The sequence below is a fragment of the Bordetella flabilis genome, from assembly GCF_001676725.1.
Lineage (GTDB): Bacteria > Pseudomonadota > Gammaproteobacteria > Burkholderiales > Burkholderiaceae_B > Bordetella_C > Bordetella_C flabilis.
In genome coordinates this window covers 3,041,891-3,061,911 of the sequence record NZ_CP016172.1, presented here as the reverse complement: position 1 = coordinate 3,061,911, position 20,021 = coordinate 3,041,891, and the positions used below count along the sequence as shown (strand labels likewise).

Sequence of the window (20,021 nt, the reverse complement as noted above, 5' to 3'; positions counted from 1 at the left end):
GGGATTGTCCCGCCTTCCCCGGGGCGTACCTCCCGGCCCGGCCCGGCCCGGCCCGGCCCGGTTCGCGCCGCGCCATCTGCATTCCGCCTCCCGCTGCTCCAACATCATTGCCGATGCGCCTCGGATCGGGCGGATTCTTTCCTTAAGTTTCGCAGGAGCTGCCGTAGAGACGAACATACGGTCTTATTAAGACATATACAGCGGCGTGATCAGTAGCCAGGTGATCGAGCAGCCCGTGGCATCGTACGGGGGTAATTCGCCGCTGCCTTCCACGGGCGCCAGTGCGCCGGGCGCAAGCGGCACAGTTGGAACCGCGCGGCCGCCCACCATCACAAGCGTCGCTTTGCCGGGCTCCGGCATCGTGCGCACGGTCACGCCGCCTTCCGGCGTGCCTGGCAGCGCGCTGTACAGCGTGGTGCCTGCCGCGAACTCGCCGTATCTCGTTGTCACCGACCCGCGCTTCACCGGCCAGCGGCCCACCGTGTCCAGCGACTACTTGCTGGAATTGCTGCGTGGCGCCGGTCCCGCCATCGGCAAGACGCCGACGGGCAGCAACGCCATTGCGTCGGCCACGGGTTCGGCACCGGTCGTTGGAGGGCACAAGCCGGTCACCGCTGGCGTGAATGTGGCGGCGACCACGGCGGGCGTGAACGGTGTCGGTGGCGCTGGGGGCACGGTTGGCGCGGGGGCCGGCCTGATCGCCGGCTCCGGCGTCGGCGGAGCAACGGGGCCCGGCGGCTCACTGGCGGGGAATGTCGCAACGGCGGCTGCTGCGGCCGTTGCCGCAGCGAACGGGGTAGCGCCTGGCTCGGCAGGTGGCGGGGCGGCCGGCAACAGCACACCGACCGCGAGCAATCCGTATCTGAACGCCACCGATACGCTCAAGCGCCTGGGCGACGGCTTCTACGAACAGAAGATCGTCTCCGACCAGATCATGGCCGCCACCGGCCAGCGCTTTGTCGGGGACTACACCGACGCGCAAAGCCAATACAAGGACCTGCTCACCGCCGGTGCGGCGTTCGCCCAGCAATACGGCCTGACCATCGGCACCCCGCTGACCGAGGACCAGATGCGCCAGCTCACCACCGACATGGTGTGGCTGGTGGAACAGACGACGACCCTGCCGGATGGCACCACGCAGCAGGTGCTGGTGCCGCAGGTGTACCTGGTCGTGCAGGATGGCGACCTCAAGGGCGACGGCACGCTCATCGCCGGCCGTACGGTCACCTTGCAATCCACCGGCGATATCAATAACACCGGCACCATCGGCTCGCGCGACGCTACGGTGATGGTCGCGGACAACATCCGCAACACGGCCGCGGGAACCGTACAAGGCAGTACTGTCAACCTGATGGCGCGCCAGGACCTGGACAACATCGCCGCCTTGATCAAGGGCGACACCGTGGCCTTGCAGGCCGGCCGGGATATCAACCTGACCACCACTACGGCAAGCTCCACCGGGACCAATACGTGGGGCACCTACATCAGCGGGGTATCCCAGATCGACGCCGGCAGCCTGCGCGTCGATGCAGGACAGAACCTCAACCTGACGGCGGCCTCCCTATCCATACAGAATGACGCGCGGCTGCAGGCTGGCAACGACATCAACCTGGTGACGCTCCAGGAGGTGCAGGGCGAGTCGGTTGTCTTCAAGAAGAAAAACAACACCGAGGTGGAACGCAAGACCGACGTCGGAACGTCCATCAACGCCGGCGGCGACCTGACCCTGGTCGCGGGCCGGGATGTCAACGCCACGGCGGCCAATGTCGAGGCCGGCGGGCAGCTTGCCGTCGGTGCGGGCCGGGACATCAATGTGCTGTCGGGTGTAGCGTCCGGCACGGTGCGCGACGAGCATTACCAGAAGACGTCGGGCAGTTGGGGGTCTTCGTACAGCAAGCACAGCATAGACACGGGTGAGTGGACACAGGCCGAAGGGTCTACTTTCACCGGCGACTCTGCCGTCTTCATGGCCGGACGCGACGTCAACATCGTCGGCTCCAACATAGGAACGAGCAATAGCCTCGTCATCAGCGCGGACCGCAACATCACGATCGCGGCCGCGCAGAACACGTCCAACGATGATCATTACCTGCATGAGAAGAAATCCGGGTTCGGCGCGCTCGGCGGGTTGAGTTCGGGAACCAGTGAAAGTACGGACACGCTGGATGGCACCAAGGTGTTCCATACGGGCAGCACCGTAGGCAGCATCCTGGGCGACGTGCTGATGAATGCGGGCGGCAGCCTGCAAGTCGTGGGCAGCAATGTCCTGGCCCGGGAAGGCGACATCGCCCTGGTCGGGCGCGATGTCACGATCGCCTCGGTCAACGACACCGACAAGGAAAAGGAGTTCCACGAGCTCAAGCAAAGTGGCTTCAGCATCAACTTCGGCAGCCCGGTGGTCGACGCTATTCATACCGTCGACCGCATGAACCATGCGGCCGCCGAGGTCGACAACCCGATCATGAAGGCACTGGCCCTGGGTACCTCGGCACTGACCGTAGCGAACACCGTGGACGGCTTGTTGCGTGACCCGCAGAAGGGCGGATCCGGCGCGGCGACCATCACGCTGAACTACGGAACCAATATCAGTTCCACGACGATCAACCGGGAATCGAGCAGCGTCGTCGGCTCCACTGTCGCGGCAGGCAATGACCTGACGATCGTCTCGCGCGGCGCAGGCAAGGACTCGGACATCAACGTCCTGGGTTCCAGCCTGTCAGCGGGGAACAACGCCGTACTGAAGGCCGACGGCGACATCCTGATGCAGGCCGCGGCCAATACCTCCAGCCAGCACACGGACAGCAAGCACATCGACGGCAGCATCGGTGTCGGCGTCATGGCAGGCATGGACGGCAAGGGCAGCTATGGCTACGGCTTCATCGTCCAGGGCAGCGTGGCCGGCAGCCGCGGCCGCGAGGATGGCAGCGACCTGACATGGACCAATAGCAGCGTCACCGCCGGCAATATCCTGGCGCTGCAATCGGGTGGGAACACGTCGCTGATCGGTGCGACCGGCAAGGCCGACCAGATCCTGGCATCGGTCGGCGGAGACCTGTTGCTGCAAAGTCTGCAGGACAAGAGCACCTACGACTCGAAGAACCAGAACTTCGGCGCCGGCTTCACATACTGCTACGGCTATTGCAGCAGTTCTGCCTATGGCAGCTATGGGCAGAGCGCGATCAACAGCAACCTCGAGACGGTGACCCAGCAGACCGGCCTGTACGCGGGCGACGGCGGCTTCCAGGTCGACGTCAAGAACAACACCACGTTGATCGGCAGCGTAATCGCCAGCAGCGACAAGGCTGTGGCCGACGGGTTGAACCAGCTGGCTACGGGAACGCTGGTCACGCACGGCATTCACAACAAGGCCGAGTACGAGGGCTACCAGGTTGGCATCAGCGGCGGCTACTCGTGGGGCGGCACGCAAATGGTCAACGGGCAATCCGTGCCGACGCAAGGCGGCGCCTCCGCCATGCCGCCGGTCTTTGCGGCCGCAGGCGGCAATGCCAGTTCGACCACGGAAAGCGCCATCAGCGGCGGCAACATCGTTATCCGCGATGGCGAGGGGCAACTGGCGCTGACCGGTAAAACGGTGGACCAGACGCTGGCGTCGCTGAGTCGCGATGTGTCGGATACCTTGAATGGGCTGAGCCCGATATTCGACAAGGACAAGGTCCAGACCGGGTTTGACATTGTCACGACGGCGCAGCAGCAGGTGGGGGCGTTTATTGCCAAGCGTGCGAGCGATATTGCGGCGCTTGAGGAGAAGGCGAACGATCCCAAGGAAACGCAGGCCGAGCGGGACCGGGCCGCTCTCCAGGCAAAGGCATTGAAGGACATCTATGGTCAGGGCACTCCTTACCGCAGGGTCTTGGACGCCTTGATAGCAGGCGTAGCCGGCAATGTCACCGGAACTTCGCTAGCCATGGTGCAGGGCGCGGCGGTCAATTTCCTGCAGGGACTTGCCGCGGGCAAGGTCAAGGAGATTGCGGACTCTCTTGGAACGGGCGCGTCCGCGGACGCTGCCCGGGCCACCTTGCACGCAATCGTGGGATGCGCCGGCGCGGCCGCTACGAATGCGAGTTGCTCCGCGGGAGCATTGGGGGCGGGTGCCAGCTCGCTGATTGCGAGTTTGCTGAAGCTGGACGCCGACGGCATGTCCGAGCAGCAGCGGGAGGACGCCCGGAGCCTGCTCACCAGCATCGTTGGCGGAGTTGCCGGCGCGGTATCCGCCGACGTCGTCGTGAGCGCTACGGCGGCCGCGACAGAGCTCAGCAACAATGCGCTGACGTTGAGCCAGATCAAGCAATTCTCGGAGGAGGCGCAAGCGTGCTCCAAGTTGAAGAATTGCGATCAGGTAAGGGATAAATATCGTCAGATCAGCATGGATCAGTGGGCCGAGGTCATGTCGGTCTGCGCTCAGAATACTGAAATCTGTCGGGCGAAATATGACCAGTACGTTGTCGATCTGAACGACTATTGGAAGGCACTTGGTTCACTAAGCGATTTGAATCTGCCGTCCGATTTCAAAGACGACCTGTTCTTCTACCGGATGCAGATGTACGACGTCACGCAGGCCGTGGGGCTGACCGGGTTTGCGGAGCAGTTGGTCAAGAAGTACAACATAGACCTTAACCCTGAACAGGCAGCGCAGATTGCCAGCGTACTCGCAGCAGCTGTGGGGGGGATAAAAAACCTCGGAGGCACCAACAGTAGGGCCGCGTTGACCGTCGGGGAGAAGATTGGGGTGTTAAGAGAAGCGGGGTCGAAGAGCGGAAATTTTGGTCTTGGGACAGCGACCGCCGCTGAAGCGATAGAATTAGGGCTAGCTTGGGTCGGCCCTGATTACCGAATATCGAGCACGGATGGTAAAACTCTCATCAGCGCGGATGGGCTTCGTCAATTCCGCCCGCCTAGCACGAAACGCAGTCCCTACGCTTCGACCGGAGTCCAAGCCAATTTCGAGTCGAGGCCTAGCCCACGTGGCGATTGGCTCAATAACGGGCACCTTAATATCACTGAACCATGATATTCGCCGAAATTAAAAGAATCTCGTCGCCCGACATCGACCTACTCAGTTTCGAACCCGAAGACGATCGGTGCTTCGGGTTTCTATTGGAGCTAGAGATAGGGACGGCGGACGCCGAAGGTGCCGATATATTCCAATTGATGGTGTGTACACCGCAGTGGATTGAACAGCAGTATGCTGGAGAAGGTTCTATCTGGGGGAGGGGTATGCTCATTGTATTCGGGTACGATATCTCGGAGATTCAGTCCATTGTTCGCAGCCACATTGGCCGCTGCACCGCTCCAACTTGGGAAGAGTTGGCTGTGAAATTGAACCGCATCACAAAGTGGGAGTTTGAAGATTATCGTCCCTAGTGCCTGCACTGATCCGGGGGCTATGGCTGTGGCTGCAGCGGGGGGAGGAAGGAAGGATTTCTAAGGGCGGGATGTGAACATTCAATACGTTGTATTCATGTTTCAACCTCGTTATAGTAGGGCCGCCACGCGTCGATTTTCTCCTTGGCATCGGCAAATGACAAGAACCAATGGCTGTTCAGATATTCCGGCCGGAATCGCTTGTTGAAGGATTCGCACCGCGCTTTATCGGTCCGCTTACCCGGACGGCTGAAGTCGATTGCTACGCCGCTCGTTCGCCCATGTGCCATGGCCTTGGAAATCAACTCGCTGACATTGTCTGCCTTGATAGCGTGCGGTGTGCCGCGTTTCGCAAACACACGACTCAGGTGAATACATAAAAGGATCAAGCGTGTAAAAGACTGGTGCCCAGGTCTGACCCCTAAAAATGCATCAAGAAAAACTTATTGGCATAAGCTCCGTAATTATTCCGCCCATCGTTTCAATCCTCGGTGCAGTTTCTCGACGCCATTAGACTTTGTCGAACGTGCGCCCACATATAGGCCCCACCCACCGGGAACGGAAATGCGAGCCAAAACTTTCGCTTACCAGCCGACAGGCGATATGATCCGCAGCCCTGCGGTCGTTCGGGTATTGGCCTGCGATGGATCGAAGCGAGGGCGAAATGAAACTTAATGACGAAGATATCGAACGGATTTATGACAACTGCGTCGATCTGACCGGTATACAAGCCGTGTACGATGAGATTGGCTGCATGTTTCCCATGTTGTCTCCGGATCAACATCGTGAGGCATTTTTAGAATGCCTAGCGGAGCTGTTGCGCAGAGGTTGGCTAGCGTTTCTAGGAGAATCCCAAGTATTTACCCTGGGGGAGGTGCCTAGGGTGGAGGGGATCCTGCGTCCTGACCTGGCTCCGTTTCGAGATCTCAGCGAAGTCATGAAGAACGGCGGATATTGGCAGGCAAATCCAAAGCAACGCCGCAGGCTGCGCAATGGGCTGATGTTTGACGATGAAGTGTTTCCGGCGGAGGAGGGCGACTTGCGCCTTCCCCATCCCAACACGCCGGATGCGGTAATAAACGTCATGCGACGAAAATGGCCAAGCGAATTGGTGCCCGAGTCCAAGGCGGGCGACGGTGGTTTTAACGCTTTATGGTTCGACAAGTGGTGCTTCGAGTGGCTTGACCGCGATCAACGGCGATGACCTAGCCGCGGAGTTGGACCGCTCAGGAGTAGAGATTTTCGGCTCGTCGGTGTAGTGCTTCGGCCCTCGGTCAAGCGCTGGAGCGTGTATTTGATAGGTGCTCGCCACTTCAGCGCGGAGAGAGGACGGACCTCGTTAAGTCTATACCCATCGGCTCGTGAAGTGGCTTCCTGATATTGTCTGGAGCCAGGTACTTGGACCAGCTTACATTGGGCTATTCGGCATAAACAAAGTCATGACAGCGCCAGCCTACAAAGTCGAGCAACTTGGGCCAGAAACTGTTTACCTGCAACCCAGCAGCTCGTTATTCGACATGCATGAACGCTATGACGAAGTCGACTCGATCCGGTGTGAGGCGAAGCAACACTTGGACGACAACAATTTTTTTTAGTCCCTCCCTCCCTGCAAGCCACGTCTACCGCACGCCTGACTTCCAGTTTTCATGAGGCGCCGCAACGGTATTCTCGTCTGTCGCCACCCAGTGATATTGCTGCCCTTGAAGAGAAGGCGAACGATCCCAAGGAAACGAGACTGAGCAGAACCGGGCCGTTCTCCAGGCAAGGCGTTGAAGGACATCTATGGTCAGGGCACGCCTTACCGCAGGATATTGGGCGCCTTGGTAGCGGGCGCCGCTGGCAATGTCACCGGAACTTCGCTATCCATAGCGCAGGGCGCGGCGAGCCAGCACGCTTCGTCTAGCGTGAGCCATCTCTCCCGCAGCATGATGGGCAGAGGCGGAGTGAACGCAACACGTCCGATGCCGATGGCCACGTCGATGGACAGCATACCCACCAGCACCATGCGCGCGGCGCCGCCGCCGTGAAATGGACCCGACGGTCATACGATGTATCTCCCCGCTTCGTCGGATATTGGGCGGGCCAGGCGCTCGGGAACACCGGTTTCGACGTCCCCCGGCGGCCAGACCAGCTTTCCAGCCTTGCCCTTCTTATAATGGCCCTCAGAAGACCCACGCGAAAACGCGATGGGTGCTAACGAGGAGACCGTTTTGTCAACGGCCATCAAAATCTTCCACGGCCGGTTCGGACGGGTTGCGCTGCTCGACATGGACAAGCCGCTGATACCGCATGCGCATCACCATTGCCATGTGCTCATCAAGGCCAGTGGGGCGGACACGTTCTTCTCGGTACGCGATCGTCTGAACCCTTTGACCGACGATACGGCCGTGCTGGTCAACGCCTGGGAGCTGCACTCCTATGAGCATCCCGGCCCCATGGCGCCCCGCACGGTCATCCTGGCGCTTTACATAGAGCCTTCCTGGCTGGCCGACATCCAGCGCCAGCTTTGGGTTTCCGCCCATCCGCAGTTTTTCCCCAGGCCTTGCGTGGAGATTGCGCCTCGCATCCGCAAACTGGCGGATGACCTTGCCATGGAGATGTACTTTGCCGATCAGATATCGCCGCAGCGGCTGGAGGCGGTCCTGTTCGACTTGATGATCGCCGTCATCGATCCTTTTTCGGAATGGCGCAATCTGCGGGGAATCCCTTATCAGCACGGCGCCAGCGCCATCGACCCGCGCATCCGGCGGGCCATGGCGTATATGCGGGAAAACCTGGGTGCGCCTGTCGATATGGCCGCCCTGGCGACTCGCAGCGGTCTGTCGCGCGCTCATTTCTTCGAGCTGTTCCGTCGCAGCACCAGCCTGACGCCGAACGTTTACGGCAATGTGTTGCGCATGGAGGCCGCGCTGCAGGCGCTGAGCCGGCGGGACACGTCCCTGACCGATCTGTCGTACCGGCTCGGTTTTTCGGCGCCCGGCCATTTCACCCGTTTCTTCCGCCAGCACATCGGCTCGGCTCCCATCGATTACCGTCGGGTCGTGCAAAGCTATGAAAATCAGACTCTAGGGTAAGTTGCCGGATTTCCCGGTAAGACAGCCGGTCCCACTGATGTCTAAGCTGCGCCCATCACACTATTCATTACAAGGGGCGCGGCGGAAACGGCCGGCGTCTGATGGGAAGAGACTTGGATACAGGCCAGCAACGCGCCGGACGGCACGTGGGCGACGCCAGGCAGCGGATCGAGGACGACACGCTGCTGACCGGCAAAGGACGATACGCGGACGATCTGGGCGTCAAGCCCGGTACGCTGTACGCGGCCGTGCTGCGCTCGCCGCACGCTCACGCGCGTCTGGTGCGCGTGGAGGGCGCCGGCGCCCTGGCGCAGCCCGGCGTGCATGCCGTACTCGGTGGCGAAGACGTCCGGCGCTGGACAAGGCCCTTCGTGGTCGGCGTCAAGCAGCCCATGGAGCACTGGTGCCTGGCTGTCGATACGGTGCGCTATGTGGGGGAGCCGGTGGCCGTGGTGGTCGCCGAAAGCCGCGCGCTGGCCGAAGATGCCCTGGAGCACGTACGGGTCGAGTACGAACCGCTCGATCCGGTCGTCGAGATAGAGGCGGCGATTGCCGAGGATGCGCCACTGCTGCATCCCAAGGTGGGCAGCAACATCCCCAGCGACCGCGTGTTCCGCTACGGAGATCCGGAATCCGCCTTCGCGCGGGCGCCCCACTGTGTGCAGTTGAGGGTGCGCTATCCGCGGAATTCGGGCACGCCCATCGAATGCTTTGTCGTCACCGCCGAGCACGTGTCCGCCGACGACGGCTATGAAGTCTTGTCCAATTTCCAGGGGCCGTTTTCTCTGCACGCGGTCATGGCCCTGGCGCTGCAGGTTCCCGCAGCACGGCTGCGGCTGAAGACACCCCCCGATTCGGGCGGCAGCTACGGCGTCAAGCAGGCGGTATTCCCTTATGTCGTGCTGATGTGCCTGGCCGCGCGCAAGGCCGGCGCCCCCGTCAAATGGGTAGAGGACCGGCTGGAGCACCTGGTGGCGGCGACTTCCGCGACGGGCCGCCTGACCACGCTGCGTGCCGCGGTCGAATCGGATGGACGGATCACGGCCCTGGACTATGACCAGTTCGACGACGTCGGCGGCTATCTGCGCGCGCCGGAGCCGGCGACTTTCTACCGCATGCATGGTTGCCTGACTGGCGCCTACGACATTCCCAATCTGAGCGTGCGCAACCGCGTGGTGCTGACCAACAAGACTCCCGCCGGCCTGGTGCGCGGGTTCGGGGGGCCGCAGGTTTACTTCGCGCTGGAGCGGTTGATGCAGCGCATCGCCGTCGAACTGGGTCTGGACCCGCTGGACGTATACCGCCGCAACTTCGTGCATCCGGGCGCATTCCCCTACCGTGCGGCGGCCGGAGCCTTGCTGGATTCCGGGGACTATCCCCAGGCGCTGGCGCTTGCGACCCGGCACGGCGGCCTGGACGAATTGCTGGCGCGGCGCGATGCGGCCCGTCGCGAAGGGCGCCTGTATGGCATCGGCTATGCGGCGATCGTCGAGCCGTCCATCTCGAACATGGGCTATATCACTACGGCCTTGACGCCGGAACAGCGAGCCAAAGCCGGGCCGAAGAACGGCGCGCTGGCCGCCGCGACGGTGGCTATCGACCTGCTGGGCGGGGTCACCGCCATCATCGATTCGACGCCGCAAGGGCAGGGGCACCGCACCGTTGCCGCGCAGATCGTGGCCGATGTGCTGGGCCTGGACCCGTCGGAGATCACCGTCAACGCGGAGCTGGATACCCAGAAGGACGCGTGGTCGGTGGCGGCCGGCAATTACTCCAGCCGTTTTGCCGGCGCGGTCGCCGGTACGCTGCATCTGGCGGCGATGCAGGTGCGTGACAAGCTGGCGCGCATCGCGGCGGGTCAGTTCGGCTGCGCGCCGGGGGACGTGCGGTTCGCGGGCGGCAAGGTCTTTCCGGAAGGTCGCGCGGACCAGGCGCTGCCGTTTGCCCGCCTGTCCAGCGGGGCGCACTGGGCGCCCGCGCTGCTTCCCGAAGGGGAGGATGCCAATCTGCGGGCGACGGTGTTCTGGACGCCGGAGCAACTGACCGCGCCGACCCAGGACGATCGCATCAATACGTCGGCCGCGTACGGATTCGTATTCGATATTTGCGCGGTCGAAGTCGACCGCGCTACGGGCGAGGTCCGCATCGACCGCTACGTCACCTGTCATGACGCGGGCCGCATCCTGAACCCGGCGCTGGCCGATGGACAGATACGCGGGGCGTTCGCGCAGGGTCTGGGCGCCGCCCTGATGGAGGAATTCGTCTACGGGGCCGATGGCAGCTTTCTTTCGGGCACGCTGGCGGACTACACGGTGCCGACGGCCTGTGAAGTGCCCGAGCCCGTGATCGTCCACATGGAAACGCCGTCGCCCTTCACCCCGCTGGGCGCCAAGGGACTGGGCGAGGGCAACAACATGAGCACGCCGGTCTGCATCGCCAATGCGGTCGCCGACGCGCTGGGCGTGGCCGACGTGCGCCTGCCGCTAAGTTCATCCCGGGTCATGGCCCTGGTCGGCATGGCCGATCCCGCGCCTTCCGACGGGGTCGCCGTGAGGTCGGCCGAACCGCCGGCCGCCGCTGCGTCGGCTTCATCCGCTTCCTCCGCTTCCTCCGCCGGCAAGGGCCGCGGCCTGACCGCGCGCGGCGAGATACAACTGCTGGCGCCGCCGCAAGCAGTCTATGACGTGTTCCTCGATCCCAGGGCCCTGGCCCACGTCATTCCCGGCTGCCACGAATTGCAGCCGGACGGACCCAACCGCTATCGCGCGGATGTGACGATCGGCGTGGGCCTGGTCAAGGCGCGCTATGCGGCCGAGATCGAGCTTTCAGAACTGGAGCCGCCGCATCGCCTGCGGCTGTCCGGCTCGGGCATCTCGTCGCTGGGCACCGCGCGCGGGACCGGCAGCGTGGTGCTCGAACCTCAGGGATCGGGCACGCTCCTGCGCTACGACTACCAGGCAGAGGTCAGCGGCAAGGTGGCCGCGGTGGGTGGACGCATGCTGGAAGGCGCAGCCAGGATCGTGCTGGCGCAGCTGTTCGAGAAATTGGGCAGCCAGGCCGGTGGTCAGCCGGTGTCGACGCCGGTGCCCATGCCGGCGTGGCGTCGCCTGCTGCGTTGGCTGGGGATATCCAGATGAAACCTCCCATCTTCGATTACCGCCGTTGCGACACCGTCGACGAGGCGCTGGCCCTGCTGGGCGAGTATGGCGACGACGCTCGCGTACTGGCGGGGGGGCAGTCGCTGATGGCGGTGCTGAACATGCGGCTGGCGCAGCCCAGGGTACTGGTCGATATTTCCCGCGTGCAGGGCCTGGCCTATGTGCGCCCGGAGAACGGCTTCCTGGCGATCGGGGCGTCGGCCACGCAGGCATCCGTCGAATGGCGCGCCACGCTGGCGGAGGAAGTGCCACTGCTGGCGCTGGCCTTCCCGAGGATTTCGCATTTCCCGATCCGCAATCGGGGCACGGTATGCGGTTCGGTGGCGCACGCCGATCCCAGCGCGGAACTGCCGTTGGCGCTGGCCGCATTGGGCGGCAAGGTCAGGCTGCGATCGCGCAAGGAGCGCCGTGAGCTGGAGGCGGAAGCGTTCTTCCAAGGGATGCTGACCACCGCCCGCCGCCATGATGAACTGGTGGAAGACGTGCACTATCCGCTGCACCACCCTGGAACCCGCTACGCCTTTGCCGAAGTCAGCCGCAGGCACGGCGATTTCGCCATTGTGGCCTGCGCCGCCGTGGCCAGCGAACGCGAGATCCGCCTGGCCGTTGGCGGCGTGGCCGATCGCCCGCGCGTGCTGACCTTGCCGCGCCTGCCGGCAAGCGAATTGGCCGGCGCCATCAACGATTTCGCCTGGCAGCTGGATGCCCAGGACGATCCGCATGCCACCGCCGTGTATCGCCGCCACCTGGTGCGCAACCTGGGCCGGCAAGTGATCGAGGAGGCTACCCGATGAAAGCCCTGGACCGGGGACAACGCGACCACATCGTCATCTCCCTGAACGGCAAGGCGCGCACGGGCGCATGCGACAACCGTACGCTCCTGGCGGATTTCCTGCGCCACGAACTGGGCGCGACCGGCACCCACGTCGGCTGCGAACATGGTGTGTGCGGGGCGTGCACGGTGCAGGTGGAAGGCGTCGCGGTGCGGTCCTGCATGATGCTAGCGGTGCAGGCCGAAGGCCTGAGGGTCGACACGGTGGAAGGGCTGGCGCGCAAGCATGCGCCCGCGAGCGCCACGAGCCCTTCGAACGCTGCGAATACCGCGAACGCCACGAATACCACGAGCGCCATGGGCGACCTGCAGGCCGCCTTCAAGCGCCACCACGCGTTGCAATGCGGGTTCTGCACCGCCGGGATCCTCATGGCCTGTGACGACTTCCTTGCCCGCGTGCCGGACCCGACCGAGCAGCAAGTCAGGGAAACCTTGTCCGGACATCTGTGCCGATGCACCGGCTATACCAATATCGTCCTGGCCGTGCTGGAGACCGCGCGCGACCGGCTCACCAAGAAACACGCTGGCGGAGAGGAAGCAAATGCTTGACCTGGGACGCACCTTCCTGCAAAGCGTCGAGCGTAGCCCGGCAGCCACGGCCATCGTCGATGGCGCGGTGCGCCGCAGCTACGGAGAATGGTATGAAGACGTGCGCGCCGCTGCTGCCGGCCTGGCCAGCCTGGGCCTGGGGCGCGGCGACCATCTGATAATGGTGCTGCGCAATCGCTGGGAGATGGCCACCCTGCACTGGGCTTGCCAGTTCCTGGGCGTGATCGCGACGCCGCTGAACTGGCGCGCCAAGGGCGATGAGGTCGAGTACTGCGTACGCGATTCGGCCGCTCGCGCGATCGCCTACGAAGGCGTAAGCGCCGAGGCGGTTGCACTATCGCCCGCCGCGCGCGCCTTGCCGGGCATCGTGGTGGGCGAGGACGCCGGTCCGGGCCTGGCATTCGCCGACCTGTTGCGCGGGGGAGCCGACGCGCCGCGCGCGGATGCGCCGCGGGCAAGCGCTGAAGACATATCGCTCATGCTGTACACCTCGGGCACGACCGGCAAACCGAAGGGCGTGCCGCGCCGGCACCGCCACGAGCGCGCGGCCGCGCTCGCGCACGTCGCGCAGAATACCTACCGGGTCGGCGAGCGTACGCTGGGCGTCATGCCGCTTTATCACACCATGGGTGTGCGCTCGCTGCTCGCCATGGCGCTGGTCGACGGCCTGTTCGTCTGCATTCCCAAATACGATCCCGTGGCCGTGCTGCGCGCCATCCAGGACGAAGCCATTTCCACGTTGTACCTTGTGCCCACGCTGTACCACGACATCCTCGGCCATGAGGACTTCGTGCGCACCGATGTTTCCTCGGTGCGGAAGATAGGATTCGCCGGGGCGCCCATGCACGATGCACTGCTCAAGCGGCTCGATGAAGCCTTCCGGCCCGCCTTATTCGCCAATCACTACGGGTCGTCGGAGGTCTACACCTGCGCGATCAACCAGAACGCACCACACAAGCCCGGCTGCGCAGGCCGCGCCGGCATCAACACCCGCATCCGTGTCGTGCGGCTGGACGCTTCCGGCCCGGACGACCTGGCGCGGCCGGGCGAAGAAGGGCAGATCATCGCCGATCTGGCCGGCGACGAGGCGTTCGAGGGGTATTGGAACCGCCCGGATGCGGATGCCAAGGCCCTGCGCGACGGCTGGTACTTCACCGGGGATACCGGCTATATCGATACCGACGGCGATCTCTACGTGACGGGCCGGGTCGACGACATGATTATTTCCGGCGGCGAGAACATATCGCCCGTGGAGATCGAGTCGCTGCTGTCGCTGCACCCCGCGGTCGACGAGGTCGCCGTGGTGGGATTGCCAGACGAGCGCTGGGGCCAGCGGGTGGTCGCCTTCGTCAAGCGACGCCAGCCGGTCGACGCCCAGGCGCTGGATACCCATTGCCGGCAGTCCGACCTGGTCAACTTCAAGCGCCCGCGCGACTACGTCTTTGTGCAGGGCATTCCCAAATCGCCGGTCGGCAAGATCTTGCGCCGCTGTCTGGTGGCCGGGGAGTTCGAGCGGGATCCTTCCTGATCCCGCCACCGGACCTCAATCATTCATCCAGGAGAGTATTCGTGTCTACCTTGAAGCATCCGGCCCAACACCTGCTTGGCGAACTCGACGGCTTTCGCGTCGAGATCGATGAATCCCGGCAGCGCGCCGACATCGTGCTGGCGCGTCCGTCGTTCAATATCATTTCCATGCCGCAGCGCGATCAGCTGCGCCTGGTGTTCGAAGCACTGGACGAACACGAGGGCGTGCGCGTCATCGTGTTGCGCGCCGAGGGCGAGCATTTCTCCAGCGGTGGCGATATCAAGGGATTCCTGGCGGCCTCGCCGGAACATGTCTCCAAGCTGGCCTGGAATATCGCCGCGCCGGCGCGCTGCGGCAAGCCGGTGATCGCCGCCAACCGGGGCTATTGCTTCGGCGTGGGCTTCGAGATTTCACTGGCCTGCGATTTCCGCATCGTTACCGACACCACGCTCTACGCACTGCCCGAGCAGAAGCTGGGACAGATCCCGGGGTCGGGCGGCTCGGCCCGCTTGCAGAAAATGGTCGGCATCACGCGCACCAAGGATGTCGTCATGCGGTCCCGCCGCATCCCGGGCAGGCAGGCCTATGACTGGGGCATTGCCACGGACTGCGTGCCCGACGCCGAGCTGGAAGCCGCCACCGACCGCCTGGTCGAAGAGCTGATCGGCTTCTCGCCGCTTGCGCAGCGCACGGCCAAGAAATTGTTGAACGACACGGAGGATTCCACGCTGTCGATCGCCATCGAGCTGGAAGGGCATTGCTACAGCCGCCTGCGCAGCTCCGATGATTTCCGCGAAGGGGTAGAAGCCTTTCATGGAAAGCGCGCACCGCATTTCAAGGGCAGTTGAAGCGGCCCGCCTGGCCGCTGGCCCGCATATAACGACAAGGAGACATCGCATGAACACCACACAACGCAAGCCTGCCATGCATCTGGCCGCGGCCACGCTGCTGGTCCTGGGTACCCTGGGCGCCAAGGGCGCGCTCGCGCAAGACTCGCAACCGATACGCGTGGGCGTTGTCACCCCGCTGTCCGGCACCTACGCGCCCATCGGCGCCCAGGTAAAGATGGGCCTGGACCTGGCCTTGGCCGAGATCAACGCCGCCGGCGGCATCATGGGCCGCAAGGTCGAATTGCTGTACGAAGACGAAGAAGCCAATCCCCAGGTGGCCGTGCAGAAAGCCGAAAAGCTGTTCCAGCAAAGCAAGGTCGATTTCCTGACGGGCACGGTGAACTCCGGGTCGACGCTGGCGGTGGGCCAGGTGGCCGAGCGCAACAACAAACTGATCGCCACCACGGTCTCCTTTTCCGACGCCATTACCGGCGACAAGTGTTCACCCAATGTGTTCCGGGTGAACGCGAAGGCAGGCCAGCAGTCGGTCGCACTGGCCGCCTGGCTCGCGAAGGAAAAGCCGGGCGCTACGCTGTTCCTGTTGGGGCCGGACTATGAAATGGGCCGCAGCACGGTAGCGGCTTTCAAGTCCGCCGCGCAACAGCGCGGCATCAAGCCGGTGGGCGACCTGTTCGCGCCGCTGGACAGCAAGGACTACTCCAGCTATTTCGGTCAGATTCGCGCGGCCCGGCCGCAAGTCTTCTATACGTCGACGGCCGGCAACGACACCGTGCGTCTGTTCAGCCAGATGAGCGAATACGGCATGAACAAGAACCTGACGATGGTCGGGGTTTCCGGGGCGGTGACGGCGCAGAACATCAAGGCCATCGGCAAGAACGCGGAAGGCTTCGTCACCGGCGTCGGATACTCGCCGGAGATCTCCACGCCCCAGAACAAGCAGTTCGTCGAGAAGTTCAAGAGCGCGAACAAGGTCCTGCCTGATTTGTACGGCGCGGATTCCTACGGCGTTCTCTACTTCTACAAGGCCGCCGTCGAGAAGGCGCAGAGCACCGACACCGCCCAGGTCCGCAAGGCCATGGAAGGCCTGGAATGGGATACGCCGCAAGGCCGCAAGACCATGCGGGCGGCTGATCACCAGGCGATCCAGGACATGTACGTGGTGCGCATCCAGAACGGCGATTTCACCATCGTCAGCAAGGTCGACGGCAAGGACGCCATCGATGCCAGCGTTTGCAAGCGCTGGTAGGCCTGGTTCGTAAGGAATGCCATGAACGCCTTGTTCGAAAGCCTGCAGTTCGTCTACGCCCCGCAGGTCGTCAACGGCCTGTCGCTGGGGGTGGCCGTGATACTGATGGCGCTGGGATTGACCATCATCTTCGGCCTGCTCGATGTCATCAATATGGCGCACGGCGAGTTCTACGCGCTGGGCGCCTACCTGGGCATGTCGCTGCTGGCGATCGGCGTGGACTTCTGGGTAGCGCTGTTGCTGGTGCCGCTGATCATGCTGCCCATCGGCTACGTGACCGAGCGCGCGCTGATCCAGCGCGTGTTCCATCACAAGGATCGCCACATTCTGACCCTGCTGCTGACCTTCGGCATGGCCATCGTGCTGGAGGATCTGTTCAAGCTGGCCTATGGTCCCAACCCGCTGCGGCCCGATGCGCCTATCGCCGGCGCGACCGAGCTGTTCGGCATGATCTTTCCCACCTACCGCCTGTTCCTGATGGCCGTGGGCGTGGCGATCGTGGCGGCGGTCTGGTGGGTGGTCTACCGCACGCGTCTGGGCGCCATGGTGCGGGCCGCGGCCTACGATCGCAACATGGCCGCGTCGCTGGGTATTCCGGTGCTGCGCGTCTATGCGGCCACCTTCGCCTTCGGCGTCGCGCTCGCCGGATTGGCCGGCGTACTGCTGGCGCCGGTGTATTCGGTGTTTCCGACCATGGGCAAGGATTTCATCCTTATGGCGTTTTCGGTGGTCATCGTCGGCGGGCTGGGCAGCATCAAGGGGGCGATCATCGCCGGCTTGCTCCTGACCCAGGTACAGGCGCTGTCCAGCCTGTATATCTCGCCGGTGTGGTCGGATCCCCTGTTGTTCGGAATCATGGTGCTCGTCTTGATGTTCCGTCCGCAAGGTCTGTTCGGGAGGCTGGGCCATGGCTGACACGATCGCGTTGCAGCGCGCGACGAACCAGCGTACGCGCATGCGTCCCGGGCTGGCCATGGTATTCGTGGTGTTGGCCCTGGCGGGTGGCCTGGCGGGCTGGCTGACCGACAACACCTTTTATCTGCGGCTGGCTACCGAAGCGCTGATCTTTGGCGGTCTCGCCATGGCGGTCGATCTGCTGCTGGGTATCGCCGGCCTGCTTTCACTGGGCCAGGCGCTGTTCTTCGGCTTCGGCGCCTACCTGGCCGGCTTGCTGCTGCGCGACGCGGGTTTTTCCTTCTGGCCCATGTTGGTGGTGGTGGCGGCCAGCGGCGCGCTGGCGGGCCTGGTGGCTGGCGTCATCGCCATTCGGGCGCGCGGGGTGTATTTCGCCCTTATCACTTTCGGCCTGGCGCAGATCGCGGCCAAGGCGGTCTATAACATCCAGGCGCTAGGGGCCTCCGACGGCCTGATGGGTGTGCCCGTGGTGGCCGTGGGGGTGGGCCCGTGGGGCGTCCAGGCGTCGGATCCGCTGGGGTTTTTTCTGGTCGTGCTGGCCATCGTCATGATCATGTACGGCGTGCTGAGCTACCTGTTGAATACGCCCTTCGGGCGCAATATGCAGGCGCTGCGCGCGAACCCTCAGCGCCTTTCCTTTCTGGGTTTCGATCCCTGGCGCTACAAGCTGGCGGCGTTCGTGGTCGCCGCCGTGATCGCGGCGGTGGCGGGCGCGCTGTATCCCGTGCTGCGCGGCTTTGCCTCGCCGGAACTGCTGTATTTCCAGACTTCGGGAAATGCCGTCATCACCGTGGTGCTGGGCGGGGTCGGGACCCTGATCGGCGCCCTCTACGGCAGCGTCATCCTTTTCGGCCTGAAGTCGATCATCGGCACCTATACCGAACATCATCTTATCGTGATCGGCCTGCTGTTCATGATCGCGGTCATCTTCTTTCCCGCCGGGCTGGTCGGGGCATTGCGGAGGCGCAAATGAGCACGACCGACCGAACGGCCCCGGCCGGCGATCCCATCCTGCGAGTCGACCGCCTGAGCGTGCGCTTCGGCGCGCTGCGGGCGGTGGACGAAGTTTCGCTGCAAATCGCGCGCGGCGGCATTACGTCGCTGATCGGCCCCAATGGCGCGGGCAAGAGCACCTTGTTCAACCTCATCAGCGGTGCCTTGCGGCCGACGGCGGGCACGGTGGCATTCGACGGCCGCGACGTCACGGCCTGGACGCCGCATGCGCTGCTGCGCGCCGGCCTCGCGCGCTCGTTCCAGATCACCAATCTGTTCTTCGAACTGCCTGTGGGCGAGAACCTGCGGCTCGCCGCGCAGGTGCTGGACGGTGGCTGGAACGGGCTGCGCCCGCTGTCGGCATCGCGCACGGCGCAGGCCAGGGTGGACGAACTGCTGGAGGAATTCGGGCTACAGGCCAAGGTGGCGGAACCTGCCGGCGCGCTGTCGCACGGCGAGCAGCGGCGCCTGGAGATCGCGGTCGCGCTGGCTTGCAAACCCAGGTTGCTGCTGCTGGACGAGCCCACCCAGGGCATGTCCCATGGCGACACCCAGGAAACCGCCGCGCTGATCAAGCGCCTGGCCGGCGACCTGACGATCCTGCTGGTCGAGCACGACGTCGGGCTGGTCATGGACGTCTCCGACCATGTGATCGTGCTGGCGCAGGGCCGCAAGCTGGCCGAAGGGCGGCCGGCGGAGGTCCGCGCCGATCCCGCGGTGCAGGCCGCTTATTTCGGGGAGTCGGCGCATGCTTGAACTGCGCGACGTACACGTGCATTACGGGCTTAGCCATGTCTTGCAGGGCCTGACGCTGGAAGTCGGCCCGGGCGAGGTCGTAGGCTTGTTCGGCCGCAACGGCGTGGGCAAGACGACGACGATCAAGACAGTGGCGGGGTGGACGGCGCCCAGCAGCGGCGAAATCCGCTTCCGCGGCGAATCGCTGGCCAGCCTGCCGGCCGAGAAGATATGCCGGCGCGGCATCGGGCTGGTGCCCGAAGACCGGCGCATCTTTCCGGGCCTGACCACCGAAGAAAACCTCGCCATGGGGTTCATGCAGCGTCCCCGGCTGGGCCGCGTTGAAGAGCGCGGCCGGCTCGAGCGCATCTATGAGCGATTCCCGCGGCTGGCCGAACGCCGGGCGCAGCCTGGTACCACCTTGTCGGGCGGCGAGCAGCAGATGCTGGCGATCGCCCGCGTGCTGCTGGGCCAGCCGGACTTGCTCTTGATCGACGAGCCGACGGAAGGCCTGGCGCCCCTGATCATCAACGACTTGTTCGACGTCATGGCGCAGGTCAAGGCGGCGGGGCAGTCCATCCTGCTGGTCGAACAGAATGTCCCGCGGGCGCTGACCTTGTGCGACCGGTTCTATGCCCTGGAGCGTGGGCAGGTGGTGATGAGCGGACGCACCGACCGGCCCGAGGACGTGCAGGCGCTGATGCAGGCGATCGCGGTCTGACGTGGCGCATGCCGGTGGCGACCGCCCTCGGCATGCG

At 64.1% G+C, this 20,021-nt stretch carries 15 protein-coding genes and 1 pseudogene; 14 read left to right on the top strand and 2 right to left on the bottom strand.

Annotated elements, in window-relative coordinates:
• Positions 1 to 220: 220 nt before the first annotated feature.
• Entirely contained in the window at positions 221 to 5,029 is a 4,809-nt protein-coding gene (locus tag BAU07_RS13350) for a hemagglutinin repeat-containing protein (protein ID WP_157122222.1), read from the top strand.
• Complete coding sequence (locus BAU07_RS13345; protein WP_084025715.1) at positions 5,026 to 5,382, top strand: immunity 8 family protein; 357 nt, start codon at positions 5,026 to 5,028, stop codon at positions 5,380 to 5,382. Before BAU07_RS13350 ends, BAU07_RS13345 begins: the two co-directional genes overlap by 4 nt.
• A gap of 107 nt (positions 5,383 to 5,489) precedes the next feature.
• Here BAU07_RS13345 and BAU07_RS27560 read toward each other — a convergent pair.
• Positions 5,490 to 5,651, bottom strand: a pseudogene (locus tag BAU07_RS27560) (integrase core domain-containing protein); the annotation flags it as partial.
• 395 nt (positions 5,652 to 6,046) lie between these two features.
• Between BAU07_RS27560 and BAU07_RS13335 the strand changes: the two are divergent.
• On the top strand, positions 6,047 to 6,586 hold the full coding sequence (locus BAU07_RS13335) for a hypothetical protein (RefSeq protein WP_157122219.1): 540 nt from the start codon (positions 6,047 to 6,049) through the stop codon (positions 6,584 to 6,586).
• 594 nt (positions 6,587 to 7,180) lie between these two features.
• Here the strand turns inward: BAU07_RS13335 and BAU07_RS27805 are convergent.
• Positions 7,181 to 7,372: a YbfB/YjiJ family MFS transporter gene (locus BAU07_RS27805; protein ID WP_415830238.1), complete on the bottom strand. Its 192-nt coding sequence runs from the start codon at positions 7,370 to 7,372 to the stop codon at positions 7,181 to 7,183.
• Between the two features lie 220 nt (positions 7,373 to 7,592).
• On the opposite strand from BAU07_RS27805, the gene BAU07_RS13325 reads away from it, so the two are divergent.
• From BAU07_RS13325 to BAU07_RS13275, 11 genes are all read left to right on the top strand, one after another.
• On the top strand, positions 7,593 to 8,456 hold the full coding sequence (locus tag BAU07_RS13325; RefSeq protein WP_066658466.1) for an AraC family transcriptional regulator: 864 nt from the start codon (positions 7,593 to 7,595) through the stop codon (positions 8,454 to 8,456).
• A gap of 101 nt (positions 8,457 to 8,557) precedes the next feature.
• Positions 8,558 to 11,593 carry a xanthine dehydrogenase family protein molybdopterin-binding subunit gene (locus tag BAU07_RS13320; RefSeq protein WP_066658464.1) on the top strand — a complete coding sequence of 1,012 codons (3,036 nt, stop codon included), beginning with the start codon at positions 8,558 to 8,560 and terminating at the stop codon, positions 11,591 to 11,593.
• Positions 11,590 to 12,408: an FAD binding domain-containing protein gene (locus tag BAU07_RS13315; protein ID WP_066658461.1), complete on the top strand. Its 819-nt coding sequence runs from the start codon at positions 11,590 to 11,592 to the stop codon at positions 12,406 to 12,408. Before BAU07_RS13320 ends, BAU07_RS13315 begins: the two co-directional genes overlap by 4 nt.
• A complete protein-coding gene (locus BAU07_RS13310) occupies positions 12,405 to 12,995 on the top strand; it encodes a (2Fe-2S)-binding protein (protein ID WP_066658458.1) in 591 nt (196 codons plus the stop codon). Before BAU07_RS13315 ends, BAU07_RS13310 begins: the two co-directional genes overlap by 4 nt.
• Entirely contained in the window at positions 12,988 to 14,523 is a 1,536-nt protein-coding gene (locus tag BAU07_RS13305) for an AMP-binding protein (protein ID WP_066658455.1), read from the top strand. The genes BAU07_RS13310 and BAU07_RS13305 overlap by 8 nt, the downstream gene beginning before the upstream one ends.
• Positions 14,524 to 14,564: 41 nt before the next feature.
• On the top strand, positions 14,565 to 15,371 hold the full coding sequence (locus BAU07_RS13300; protein ID WP_066658452.1) for an enoyl-CoA hydratase/isomerase family protein: 807 nt from the start codon (positions 14,565 to 14,567) through the stop codon (positions 15,369 to 15,371).
• A 49-nt stretch (positions 15,372 to 15,420) separates the two neighbouring features.
• A complete protein-coding gene (locus BAU07_RS13295; protein WP_066658450.1) occupies positions 15,421 to 16,620 on the top strand; it encodes an ABC transporter substrate-binding protein in 1,200 nt (399 codons plus the stop codon).
• 21 nt (positions 16,621 to 16,641) lie between these two features.
• Positions 16,642 to 17,535, top strand: a complete 894-nt coding sequence (locus tag BAU07_RS13290; RefSeq protein WP_066658448.1) for a branched-chain amino acid ABC transporter permease — start codon at positions 16,642 to 16,644, stop codon at positions 17,533 to 17,535.
• Positions 17,528 to 18,508: a branched-chain amino acid ABC transporter permease gene (locus BAU07_RS13285; RefSeq protein ID WP_157122217.1), complete on the top strand. Its 981-nt coding sequence runs from the start codon at positions 17,528 to 17,530 to the stop codon at positions 18,506 to 18,508. Before BAU07_RS13290 ends, BAU07_RS13285 begins: the two co-directional genes overlap by 8 nt.
• Positions 18,505 to 19,284, top strand: a complete 780-nt coding sequence (locus tag BAU07_RS13280; protein ID WP_066658444.1) for an ABC transporter ATP-binding protein — start codon at positions 18,505 to 18,507, stop codon at positions 19,282 to 19,284. The genes BAU07_RS13285 and BAU07_RS13280 overlap by 4 nt, the downstream gene beginning before the upstream one ends.
• On the top strand, positions 19,277 to 19,984 hold the full coding sequence (locus BAU07_RS13275; RefSeq protein ID WP_066658443.1) for an ABC transporter ATP-binding protein: 708 nt from the start codon (positions 19,277 to 19,279) through the stop codon (positions 19,982 to 19,984). Before BAU07_RS13280 ends, BAU07_RS13275 begins: the two co-directional genes overlap by 8 nt.
• The last annotated feature ends 37 nt before the right edge of the window (positions 19,985 to 20,021 follow it).

Coding starts and splice junctions, on each gene's coding strand:
- BAU07_RS13345 (WP_084025715.1), top strand. CDS start 5,026: ATGATATTCGCCGAAATTAAAAGAATCTCGTCGCCCGACATCGACCTA.
- BAU07_RS13335 (WP_157122219.1), top strand. CDS start 6,047: ATGAAACTTAATGACGAAGATATCGAACGGATTTATGACAACTGCGTC.
- BAU07_RS27805 (WP_415830238.1), bottom strand. CDS start 7,372: ATGCTGTCCATCGACGTGGCCATCGGCATCGGACGTGTTGCGTTCACT.
- BAU07_RS13320 (WP_066658464.1), top strand. CDS start 8,558: ATGGGAAGAGACTTGGATACAGGCCAGCAACGCGCCGGACGGCACGTG.
- BAU07_RS13315 (WP_066658461.1), top strand. CDS start 11,590: ATGAAACCTCCCATCTTCGATTACCGCCGTTGCGACACCGTCGACGAG.
- BAU07_RS13310 (WP_066658458.1), top strand. CDS start 12,405: ATGAAAGCCCTGGACCGGGGACAACGCGACCACATCGTCATCTCCCTG.
- BAU07_RS13305 (WP_066658455.1), top strand. CDS start 12,988: ATGCTTGACCTGGGACGCACCTTCCTGCAAAGCGTCGAGCGTAGCCCG.
- BAU07_RS13295 (WP_066658450.1), top strand. CDS start 15,421: ATGAACACCACACAACGCAAGCCTGCCATGCATCTGGCCGCGGCCACG.
- BAU07_RS13290 (WP_066658448.1), top strand. CDS start 16,642: ATGAACGCCTTGTTCGAAAGCCTGCAGTTCGTCTACGCCCCGCAGGTC.
- BAU07_RS13285 (WP_157122217.1), top strand. CDS start 17,528: ATGGCTGACACGATCGCGTTGCAGCGCGCGACGAACCAGCGTACGCGC.
- BAU07_RS13280 (WP_066658444.1), top strand. CDS start 18,505: ATGAGCACGACCGACCGAACGGCCCCGGCCGGCGATCCCATCCTGCGA.
- BAU07_RS13275 (WP_066658443.1), top strand. CDS start 19,277: ATGCTTGAACTGCGCGACGTACACGTGCATTACGGGCTTAGCCATGTC.